Genomic DNA, 10,126 nt, shown 5'->3' with positions numbered 1-10,126 from the left:
GTTTGAGCAGATTGATCCTGAGTCACAGCTGGAGCTTGCTTTTCTACATCAGAGGTTTCTTTTTTCTCAGGAGTTGTCTCAGTAGTTGGGGCTTCCACTTTTTTCTCTACTTCATGATTAGTTTCTACTGCTTCACTGTTAACAGTTTCTTTTGTTACAGGTTGTTCAGAAGCTTTTGAATCTACAGCCTCCTCTTTAGGAGTTTCTTTCTCCACTTTTTCAGTAGCAACAGCGACTGGAGTTTCATCCGCAGATACAGTACTTGCACTAGCTAGATTTGCTCCAAATAAAACAGAGCAAGTCCCGATAAGTACCGAGCACGTTCCTACCGTAAATTTACGGATGCTATAGATACTTTTGCGATTCCAATAATCTTTTCCCATAGGGTTCTCCTTGTTAAGTAACCGCTTCCATTTTTATTGAAAGCGCTGTACTTTTTTTGTAATTATTACTTCTATTTTATAAAATAATATAGGAAACTTCAATACTATGACTGTAAAAATCATACTTTTGATTGTTTTTTCTATATTTTGTAGAAAACTATAAAAATCTGAATGTACATTTAGTGAAATTTACCAAAAAGCTGTCCTCTAGTAGGACAGCTTCTTGTTTTTTTATGTATCTAAAGTCACATAATCCCTTCATTTTTTGTAACTAGATACTTGTTGCAGTTGATTGCTTTATTTCGAAACAGTAATGACAAATCCATCTGGTAAGATGAGTTGCTGCCCATCTTCAAACTGGCAATGACTAGCTAAATCAACAGAGTCTCTTTCTAAAACAAAATTCTCAGAAGACTGGTTAAAGATGGCTTGAACTGTTTTCCCTTCATGGCTCCATTTCAAGGCAAGAACATCTGCTTCCACTTCTTCCAAGCGATAATTTCCATGCTGAATAATACTTGCCACTTCCTTACGGACCTTGATTAATTTCTTCATGAAAATCAGCATGTCATTGTCTTCAAAAACACGGTCCCAAGGCATGACACGACGGCAGTCAGGGTCTGGTCCACCAATTAGTGCTAGTTCTGTTCCGTAATAGATACAAGGGGTCCCTTTTTGAAGATAGAGGAAAGTTAGGGCAGCCTTGACATGCTGGATATTTCCTTTTGCAGTTGCAAGGATACGCTCTGTATCATGAGAATCTAAAAGGTTAAACATCACCTCTGAGATTTGTTGCTTGTAGTACATAGACTGGCTATTGATTTCTGAAATAAATTGCTCCGTCTTTTTACGCTGACGCAAGAAATAATCCTTGATACTTTCAGAGAGTGGATAGTTCATGACAGCATGGAACTCATCCCCTTGTAGCCAAGGCTGAGACGTATGCCAGATTTCACCTAAAATATACAAATCAGACTTTTTAGCTAGAACTGCCTTTCTAAAATCTTTCCAGAACTGATGGTCAATTTCATTGGCAACGTCCAAGCGCCAAGCATCGATATCAAAATTCTCAATCCAGTAGGTCGCAACACTTAAAAGATAGTCCCTAACCTCCGGATTAGCTGTATTCAACTTAGGCATATAGCTAGCAAAGGCAAAGGTATGATAAGGGAGTTGTCTTGGATTCTGAAGTTTATCCTCAGTAACTGGAAATTCTTGGATATGGAACCAATCTTTATATGGTGACTTTTCTCCGTTCTTTAGAACATCCTGCCATTGGGCAGACTGGTAGCCGATATGATTGAAAACAGCATCTAGCATAATCTTGATGCCACGTTTGTGAGCTTCCTCGACTAGATTAGCAAAAACTTCCTTATCCCCAAAGTGATGGTCAATTTCAAAATAATCCGTCGTATCGTACTTGTGATTGGTCGTTGCTTCAAAAATCGGGCATAGGTAAAGTCCTGTGATTCCCAAATCTTTAAGATAGTCTAAGTGGTCAATAATCCCTTGTAAATCTCCACCAAAAAAATCATCAATATTAGGTGCAATGGCAGCATCCCACTCTCGAGCTCCATCTGGAGTCAAATTAGGGTTTCCATTGGAAAAGCGTTCTGGGAAAATCTGATACCAAACGGTATTTGAAACCCAGCTAGGAACCTGACATCCGTCGATTTCGTGAATATAAGGAAGCTTAAAGCCGTTTCCATCAGCATCCAAGTTTTCTTGAGTATGTTCTACGCAACCCTTATCACCGTAAAAAACACCCTGACCTTCCTCATCAAGGAGCTCAAAGAGATACTGAATCCGTGCAAAATCAACCGAGACTGTAACCTGCCAATAATCAAATAAAGCATCTGAGGTTACTTTGGTCATTTCTTTCTTAGCTTCATACTTATCCTCAATGAAAATAAAGGGATCTCCATAGTGTAAGATAACCTTCTGGACATCATTTATCTTGGTTCTAATTCGGATATGTAGCTGATCTTCCTTGTAAAGATATGCATACTCTGATTCTGGTCTATGATAAATAGCTGTTAATTCCATCATTTGTCTCCTAAATAATCTATCATCAACAAAAACGCAAACGTTTTCATAATTAACAGAACTAGTATACTATTTTAAGATTCGATTTGCAATTTTTATACCAGTTTTACGATAGATAGATATATAGATGGACAAGGGTAAAATTGAGTAGACTCTTTAAGAGCTTTAAAAAGAGAGTTTCCATGAACCGGAAAACTCTCCATCATTACGAATCAGATGATTAGAATAAATGCTATCTGATATCTTTAATCTTCTAAAATGAAAATTTCTTCAACATGTAGTCGTAGCAGCCTTGCAATTTTCATTGCTAGTTCAAGTGTAGGATTGTACTTGTCATTCTCGATAGCAATAATGGTTTGTCGACTAACGCCTAATATTTTTGCCATATCTTCCTGACGTAGTCCCTCAGATTTTCTTAACTGTTTGATATTATTTTTCATACAGCATTAGTCTTTCTGAAAAAAATAAACGCCAAGAGCCAATACTACGATAAGGATAACAACCATCAAAATTACTCCTTGAACAAGTTTATTTGGTTCTTTATACTCTTCATCACCAGCAATCATATTACGTTTCATTGCGGTTTGAGCAAATCCTTGCACACTTACAGATAAGATCAAAATTAAGCAAGGAAGCATTTCAAGTTTGCCACCACCAACAAGTGCTTGATAGATATTAAATCCTGTCCATGCACATAAACCCAAAAGCGCTGTTTTGTAGCCCCACTCCTCAGAACGCAACTGAATATCTCTGTCCATTTCATCCATCTTTTTCATGGCTTTGTTCCTCCAAATTTTTGTAATAATGTCAAGAGCTCTTTACATTTCTTATTATACTCTAAATAGATAAAATGTCAAGATGTTTTAACATTTTTACTTTTTTTATTTTCTTCATCTATTCTAAGAATATTCCTAACTCCAATTTACAGTCTAATCAATCTGACAAAGGGCAAGTTCTTTTAATCCTCTGTCGTACAGGAAGGTTAAACAAATGTTATCTGTTATATTTTGAACTTGGTACATTTGTCCGTTCATACGATCTCATCCATTATCCCTTCAATCAAATTTGTAAGGCTCTCTGCTGCATAGATCACCTGGTCAGGATCATGGATGTAGCAAATAATCTGCCCTTTCTGCCCCTCCTGGTCTGGATCAAAATCCAGCATAAGATAACAAGAGTCACAATACTGAGCAAAAGGAAGCCATTTTTTATTAAAAAGATAGGGCTTAATTCTACTATCATGCATATTTTCCAGGTCTTGACTAGAAAAATAGTCGGGAAATTCGGTTAACAGAGCATCTCTATTTTGAAAGTACTTTTTACAAGTCTCAATTTCCTGTAGATTCATGAGAGAAAAAGTCAAATCTCTCTGGTCAATTACACAAGGTAAAATAGAGAAGAATTTACTCCCATTCTTATAGCTATAAAGCTCTTTGAAGTCACTAGATAGACGAATGCCAAATATTTCCTCAAAGGCTTGAAACTCTTCCTCGGAAGCACCAGAAATATCCTGATAATCTTCCAGATATCCTTCCTCTACAGGATCATCCAAATCCCACTCTTCAAAACACTCACAAATATAAGTTTCTATTTTTTTAACTTTATCAATTAGTTGCATCATTTCACCATGAGTTCTTTATTTTATCTGTCTTCCAATGCTTTTTACCGCTTATAACTTGTTTTTTCTAGGAGAAGGGGTTCAGGATTTTGCTTAATCCAAGCAATAGCTAGCTGACACAAGCGGTCTAGGCGAGGCTCGTCATCAAAATCTTTCCCATGAACCTGACCAATAAGCTCTTTAGTCTCTGCTAATTCTTGTTCTGAAAGAGAGCTTCCTAGAGACAAGTATTGAGGGAGAGCCTGAAGCATTTTTCTATAGTCCCTATCCCAGTTGACCCCACCATTGCGATCCAGTTCATCTCGAACTCGACCTGGTATACGGATAACTTCTCCCTGAACAGTTTTGGCTGCTCCACTTGAAGGAATCAAGAAAGACCACAGTTCCTCATATTGCTCCTCCCAACTACCTTCTTTTACGAGAATCGGAGAAACTCCATCGTGGGTTATTCGTTTTGCTACCGGCTTGACATCAAACAAAGCATAAAGTTTTTCTAGACCCTGATCTGCTGCTTCTAGATAGTCGGGATTGATCCCTTCTCTATGAAATTCAAAATCCTTACCAATATTTTCAACCTTTTCTTTCATAGCAGATGTTTTCTTAGCACCTGCATCCAGAAGCATAGAGGCAATTTCAGCTGTTTGGGCAATATAGATTCCTCGACAGACAGTGAGTACGGAGTCTAGTGGGGTCTGTCCCCTATCATTTTTAGGGTTGACATTTGCTCCCTTTTCTATGAGAAGTGCAACGGTCTTAGGATGAAAAAACTGAGCTGCCACATGCAAGGGTGTATTGCCATAAGTATTGGTTTTTTCAATGTCTGCACCCAATTCGAGCAAGAGTTTTACAGTATCTCTTCCCACGGTTGCCTGACGATACAAAGGAGTTGCTCCATAATAATCAGGGATATTGATATCCAAGCCCTCTTCTACAAGCCAAATAACCAGTTCATCAGGTACACCACCGAAATGGAGAGCCGTACTTAAGCTATATCTACCATCATGGGCAGTTAACTCACACTTATCATATACGGCCTTTAATTGGTCAATATTGCCATCAGTTAGTAGTTCATTAAAGTCCTTGGGTAAGGTAACTCTTTTCTTTTTTGCCATTTTTTCTCCTGTATCCATCATTCTATCTTTTTGTACCTAGATTGTACTCTAAGTATCTTCTTGATTTCTTTTATTTGTATTATACCCTAAAAGCTATGAATAGGCACTAATAAGCTTGATTTTTAATTTTAAAACACTCTTCTTTCATGAAATTAAATCAAAAAGCTATTCCTTAAAGGAATAGCTTTTTTACTTATAATTAAAAGTTTCTCCTGCCAACTTATCTGCTAACTTAGGAAAGAGGGTATAAAATTTATGAGCTAAATTTAGCAAGGCTGGGAGATTGAGCTCGCGTTTGTTTTTTCCTATGGTCTTAACAATTTTTTTAGCTACTGCATCTGGCTCGAGTAGGAAGCGGTCGACCGATTTGAGGTAGGTCCCATCTGGGTCTGCCTGGTCAAAAAATCCTGTACGGATAGGTCCTGGATTAACAGTTGTCACATAGACACCATAGGGCATGAGCTCAAGGCGAAGAGCGTTGGAAAAACCAATAGCCGCAAACTTGGTCGCTGAATAGAGGCTAGACTTAGCTGTTGCAATCAAGCCAGCCATGCTGACGATATTGATGATATGGCCTTTTCGACTTTCCTTCATTCGACACCCAATGCGACGAGACAGATTCATCAGAGCAAAGGTATTGACCTCGAACATCTGGTGAATGTCTTGATCAGAAATCTGGTCAAATTCTTCAAAAATTCCATAGCCAGCATTATTAATCAAGACATCAATCTTACCATAACGGAGATAGAGGTCAGCTACCAGAGTTTCTAGGGCCGAGTCATCGGTAATGTCGATTTCAATCCATTCCACATGGGTATGGTTTCCGTAGAGTTGAACTAGTTTTTCCTTATTTCTACCTAGCAAAATGAGTTGGTCTTGAGGCAAGAGTTTGACCATTTCTTGGGCTAGACCCCCGCTAGCACCTGTAATGAGAATAGTAGACATACTTTTCCTTTCTCAATCTTCTAGATTTCCACTTCTTCCAAGTCTTTGACCACATGGACGTTTTCAAAAACCGTTGCAGCATCTTTCTTAAGCTGGCTGATATCTTTTGAAAGAAAACGGGCGCTGATATGGTTGAGCAAGAGTCGTTTGGCTCCCGCTTCTGTTGCCACCTGCGCAGCCTGCATATTGGTTGAGTGGCCATGATTGCGGGCAATTTTCTCATCACCTTTACCATAAGTGGATTCATGGACAAGGACATCTGCATTGACAGCCAGACGCACGCTGGCATTAGTTTTTCGAGTGTCACCTAAGATAGTGATAATCTTACCAGGGCGTGGGGCTGAGATATAGTCTGCTGCCTTAATCTCGGTGCCGTCTTCTAGGATGACATCCTGCCCGTTTTTAATTTTTCCAAAAAGCGGTCCAAATGGTACGCCGGCAGCCTTGAGTTTTTCAGCATCCAGAGTGCCTTCTAGATCCTTTTGCATGACACGGTAGCCTACACAGAAAATAGTGTGATCCAACTCTTCCGCATATACTGTAAATTTATCTGTTTCAAGAATTTTCCCTAGAGAATCTTGGTTGAACTCATGGAAATGAATCTTATAGGGCAGGCGTGAACCTGACACTCGTAGACTGGTCAATACAAAAGATTTGATGCCTTGGGGACCATAGATTTCCAAATCTGTCTGCTCTTCATTGGCTTGAAAGGCACGACTAGAGAGAAAACCAGGCAAGCCAAAGATATGGTCTCCATGCAAGTGAGTGATAAAGATTTTGCTGACCTTGCGTGGTCGAATCGTAGTTTCCAGAATGCGATTTTGCGTTCCTTCTCCACAGTCAAAGAGCCAGACTTCGTTAATCTCGTCCAAGAGTTTCAGTGCGAGACTTGAAACGTTGCGGGCTTTAGAAGGCTGACCAGCCCCCGTTCCTAAAAATTGAATATCCATTTGCTTCTTTCTAATTAATCAATATATAACATAGCTGTGCGGTTTTCTGAGCGATAATAAAATTTGCCAGAAAAGGCTCTAGCTTCTAGTAGTAAATCCTCTTGGCTATATCCCTTAAGTCGCTTTCTTCCATCTGCTAAATTTTCCAGATCTGTCAAGGCTGTGAGATTTTCCAGGCTGACTACTTCCTCTTCACCAATCGCCTTCATGTAAATCTTACCAGACTCCACAAAAATTAGCTGATGGGGAAAAATTTGCGCTATCTCAAAGAGTAATTCATCCGTAATTGCTTCCTCGTTCTCTGAGAAAATGCGACCTAGTCCTTCTTTCTCGTAGCAAAATCCAAAGGATTTACCAGATAGATTGAGGCGAATAAAGGGCTTGCTTTCCAAAGCGAAACTTGGCTCAGCATTATAGAGGTTCAGTTCTTGGCTGACTTCTGCAAAATAATCGGTCGCAGCTTGAGGACTCTTTTTCTGGTAAAGCTCTGCAAAGTAGGCATTCACTACGCTGGGTGGAGGTGTAATGAGAGCTAGTTGCTCCTCTTCAGACCTACCAGCTAAAAGTTGATCCAGATAGACCTTGTCTAGACTTGTATAGCCACCATATTTGAGAGCTAACGTTTTGATATCAGTCATAAAATTCCTCTAATCTCCATTTATTTTTCTCAGAAATGTATCCTCTAATGACTTCGCCGTCATCTTGATAGTCTCGTTCTTCAAGAATCGCGACACTTTCTAAGTCGTGAATCTTGTATGACTTAGAAAAAGGCACGCGCAGGGTAAATGTTTCAAAAATTACCTTAATCTTATCCAGCAATAAAGCATGCAGCTGTTCGCGACTATCCTTAGATTTAGCAGAAATCAATGCATAAGGCGTTTGAGTAGGCGTAAAGTTCTCAACTAAATCTGCTTTATTATAAAGGGTTAAGCGAGGAATATCCTCCATGTCCAAGTCTTTCATGATAGAAAGAACTGTTTTTTCATGTTCCTCATGGTAGGGATTGCTGGCATCGATGACATGGACCAGGAGATCTACATGCTTGCTTTCTTCCAAGGTTGATTTAAAACTCGACACCAACTCTGTCGGTAGGTCTTGGATAAATCCAACGGTATCTGTCAAGGTTACCTGTAGATTGCCACCAAGATGGATGCTCTTAGTTGTCGCATCTAGAGTTGCAAAAAGCTCATCTGCCTCATACTGGGTCTTGCTGGTCAAAGTATTCATAATAGTTGACTTACCAGCATTCGTGTAACCGATCAAACCAATCTTAAAGGTACTTGACTCCAAACGTTTTTCTCGAACTGTCGCTCGGTTTTTCTCAACCACCTTGAGTTGACGTTCGATATCTGTAATCTGGTTGCGAACACTACGACGGTTAAGCTCCAGCTGACTTTCACCTGGACCACGGGAACCAATTCCCCCTGCCTGACGGCTGAGCATAATCCCCTGGCCAACCAAACGAGGCAAGAGATACTTGAGCTGGGCGAGGTGAACTTGTAGCTTACCTTCATGGCTTCGAGCTCTCATAGCAAAGATATCTAAAATCAACTGCATACGGTCAATTACCTTGACACCTAAGACTTCCTCTAAATTGACATTTTGTCGAGGTGTCAGACGGTTATTGACAATGACTGTCGTGATTTCTTCTGCATCAACCATTTGAGCAATTTCTTCCAACTTACCAGAACCGACAAAGGTCTTAGAGTCGTATTTTTCTCGTTTTTGTCTGTAGCTATCGACTACAACTGCACCAGCCGTCTTAGCCAGACTAGCCAGCTCTTCCATGGAGAGGTCAAAATTATCCATACCCTGGAGTTCAACACCAATGAGCAGGACTCGCTCCTCTTTTTTCTCCGTTTCAATCATTTAAAAACTCCTCAATCTGGCTTAAAATACGGTCTTTCACACCAGATTCTCCTATCTGATAAAAGGTCACCTGCATGCGATTGCGGAACCATGTTAGCTGGCGCTTGGCAAATCGACGAGTCGCTTGCTTGAGACTATCGCTAGCCTCCTCCAAACTCTGCTCTCCACGAAAATAAGGAAAGAGTTCCTTGTAACCAATCCCTTTAGCAGCCTGCACATCTGGATAATGGTCAAACAACCACTTGGCTTCATCCAATAGTCCAGCTTCAAACATCTGGTCCACTCTGTGATTGATACGCTCATAAAGTTGACTACGCTCATCATCCAAGCAAATAATCAGCGGATCATATAAACTTTCTTGATTTTCCAAGTCTTGACCAAAATGGGCAATTTCCAAGGCACGCATAGCACGACGACGATTAAATTGGGGAATTTCAAGACCTGCTTGCTCTAGGAGTTGGGCTAACTCCTCATCAGAAAAAGGTTCTAAACTAGCTCGATAGGCTAAAATATCCTCGTGTGGTGTCTCTCCACCGAGATGATATCCCTCTAGTAGACTCTGAATATAAAGTCCTGTCCCACCAGCTATTATAGCAAGTTTCCCGCAATTCTGAATATCCTCGATGGCTGCCTTTGCTTCTGAAACAAAATCAAAAGCCGAGTAAGACTCGGTTACATCTCTCACATCAATCAAATGATGAGGGACAGTTGCCTGCTCCTCCGGACTTGCCTTGGCTGTTCCAATATCCAGTCCTCGGTATACTTGTTGGCTATCCCCACTGACTACTTCACCATTGAATCGCTGAGCAACTTCAATGGCTAGGGCAGTCTTTCCAACCGCAGTTGGACCAACAATCACAATTATTTTGCTTTTCATCGTTTTTCCTTGAAAAATTCCCATTTTTTCGTTACTATTATTATATCACAAAATAGACAGGCAGAAAAATGCTATATCTTAAGCTATTTCCGTCTGATTTATAAATAAAAGGAGGAAGACTCATGGCTAAAGGATTTGCTAAAGGTCTCGTAACAGGTGTTGCAGGAACTGTTGCTGCTGTTGCAGGTGCAGTATACGCATTCAAAAAGAAAGTGATTGAACCAGAAGAACAAAAAGCAGCTTTCATCGAAGAAAATCGTAAAAAAGCAGCTCGCCGTCGCGTATCACGCTAATTAATAAAAAAAGAAGTTGGAATTTCCAACTTC

At 40.0% G+C, this 10,126-nt stretch carries 11 protein-coding genes and 1 pseudogene; 1 reads left to right on the top strand and 11 read right to left on the bottom strand.

The window, feature by feature from the left end:
* Positions 1-235 precede the first annotated feature (235 nt).
* From HMPREF9423_RS12795 to miaA, 11 genes and pseudogenes are all read right to left on the bottom strand, one after another.
* Positions 236-383: pseudogene (locus HMPREF9423_RS12795) on the bottom strand (YSIRK-type signal peptide-containing protein); the annotation flags it as partial.
* A 297-nt stretch (positions 384-680) separates the two neighbouring features.
* Entirely contained in the window at positions 681-2,429 is a 1,749-nt protein-coding gene (locus HMPREF9423_RS04265) for a glycoside hydrolase family 13 protein (RefSeq protein ID WP_006148099.1), read from the bottom strand.
* Positions 2,430-2,674: 245 nt separating this feature from the next.
* Positions 2,675-2,869, bottom strand: a complete 195-nt coding sequence (locus HMPREF9423_RS04260) for a helix-turn-helix transcriptional regulator (protein ID WP_006148098.1) — start codon at positions 2,867-2,869, stop codon at positions 2,675-2,677.
* A 6-nt stretch (positions 2,870-2,875) separates the two neighbouring features.
* The gene (locus HMPREF9423_RS04255; protein ID WP_006148097.1) at positions 2,876-3,205 is read right to left on the bottom strand and encodes a hypothetical protein; all 330 of its coding nucleotides are present in this window, start codon (positions 3,203-3,205) and stop codon (positions 2,876-2,878) included.
* 254 nt (positions 3,206-3,459) lie between these two features.
* Entirely contained in the window at positions 3,460-4,047 is a 588-nt protein-coding gene (locus HMPREF9423_RS04250; RefSeq protein WP_006155576.1) for an SMI1/KNR4 family protein, read from the bottom strand.
* 44 nt (positions 4,048-4,091) lie between these two features.
* Entirely contained in the window at positions 4,092-5,159 is a 1,068-nt protein-coding gene (locus tag HMPREF9423_RS04245) for an ankyrin repeat domain-containing protein (protein WP_006148095.1), read from the bottom strand.
* A gap of 189 nt (positions 5,160-5,348) precedes the next feature.
* Positions 5,349-6,104: an SDR family NAD(P)-dependent oxidoreductase gene (locus tag HMPREF9423_RS04240; RefSeq protein WP_006148094.1), complete on the bottom strand. Its 756-nt coding sequence runs from the start codon at positions 6,102-6,104 to the stop codon at positions 5,349-5,351.
* 20 nt (positions 6,105-6,124) lie between these two features.
* Complete coding sequence (gene rnz / locus HMPREF9423_RS04235; RefSeq protein WP_006148093.1) at positions 6,125-7,054, bottom strand: ribonuclease Z; 930 nt, start codon at positions 7,052-7,054, stop codon at positions 6,125-6,127.
* Positions 7,055-7,068: 14 nt separating this feature from the next.
* The gene (locus tag HMPREF9423_RS04230) at positions 7,069-7,692 is read right to left on the bottom strand and encodes a hypothetical protein (RefSeq protein ID WP_006148092.1); all 624 of its coding nucleotides are present in this window, start codon (positions 7,690-7,692) and stop codon (positions 7,069-7,071) included.
* Positions 7,685-8,923: a GTPase HflX gene (gene hflX / locus HMPREF9423_RS04225; protein ID WP_006148091.1), complete on the bottom strand. Its 1,239-nt coding sequence runs from the start codon at positions 8,921-8,923 to the stop codon at positions 7,685-7,687. Before hflX ends, HMPREF9423_RS04230 begins: the two co-directional genes overlap by 8 nt.
* On the bottom strand, positions 8,916-9,800 hold the full coding sequence (gene miaA, locus HMPREF9423_RS04220; protein WP_006155568.1) for a tRNA (adenosine(37)-N6)-dimethylallyltransferase MiaA: 885 nt from the start codon (positions 9,798-9,800) through the stop codon (positions 8,916-8,918). The genes hflX and miaA overlap by 8 nt, the downstream gene beginning before the upstream one ends.
* Before the next feature lie 122 nt (positions 9,801-9,922).
* Between miaA and HMPREF9423_RS11860 the strand changes: the two genes are divergently transcribed.
* Positions 9,923-10,093 carry a DUF3042 family protein gene (locus tag HMPREF9423_RS11860; RefSeq protein ID WP_001051780.1) on the top strand — a complete coding sequence of 57 codons (171 nt, stop codon included), beginning with the start codon at positions 9,923-9,925 and terminating at the stop codon, positions 10,091-10,093.
* Positions 10,094-10,126: the final 33 nt, after the last annotated feature.

This window comes from Streptococcus infantis ATCC 700779, assembly GCF_000187465.1.
Classification (GTDB): Bacteria; Bacillota; Bacilli; order Lactobacillales; family Streptococcaceae; genus Streptococcus; species Streptococcus infantis.
This window is presented reverse-complemented; position numbering and strand designations above follow the sequence as displayed.

Coding starts and splice junctions, on each gene's coding strand:
- HMPREF9423_RS04255 (WP_006148097.1), bottom strand. CDS start 3,205: ATGAAAAAGATGGATGAAATGGACAGAGATATTCAGTTGCGTTCTGAG.
- HMPREF9423_RS04250 (WP_006155576.1), bottom strand. CDS start 4,047: ATGCAACTAATTGATAAAGTTAAAAAAATAGAAACTTATATTTGTGAG.
- miaA (WP_006155568.1), bottom strand. CDS start 9,800: ATGAAAAGCAAAATAATTGTGATTGTTGGTCCAACTGCGGTTGGAAAG.
- HMPREF9423_RS04245 (WP_006148095.1), bottom strand. CDS start 5,159: ATGGCAAAAAAGAAAAGAGTTACCTTACCCAAGGACTTTAATGAACTA.
- HMPREF9423_RS11860 (WP_001051780.1), top strand. CDS start 9,923: ATGGCTAAAGGATTTGCTAAAGGTCTCGTAACAGGTGTTGCAGGAACT.
- HMPREF9423_RS04230 (WP_006148092.1), bottom strand. CDS start 7,692: ATGACTGATATCAAAACGTTAGCTCTCAAATATGGTGGCTATACAAGT.
- HMPREF9423_RS04240 (WP_006148094.1), bottom strand. CDS start 6,104: ATGTCTACTATTCTCATTACAGGTGCTAGCGGGGGTCTAGCCCAAGAA.
- HMPREF9423_RS04260 (WP_006148098.1), bottom strand. CDS start 2,869: ATGAAAAATAATATCAAACAGTTAAGAAAATCTGAGGGACTACGTCAG.
- hflX (WP_006148091.1), bottom strand. CDS start 8,923: ATGATTGAAACGGAGAAAAAAGAGGAGCGAGTCCTGCTCATTGGTGTT.
- rnz (WP_006148093.1), bottom strand. CDS start 7,054: ATGGATATTCAATTTTTAGGAACGGGGGCTGGTCAGCCTTCTAAAGCC.
- HMPREF9423_RS04265 (WP_006148099.1), bottom strand. CDS start 2,429: ATGGAATTAACAGCTATTTATCATAGACCAGAATCAGAGTATGCATAT.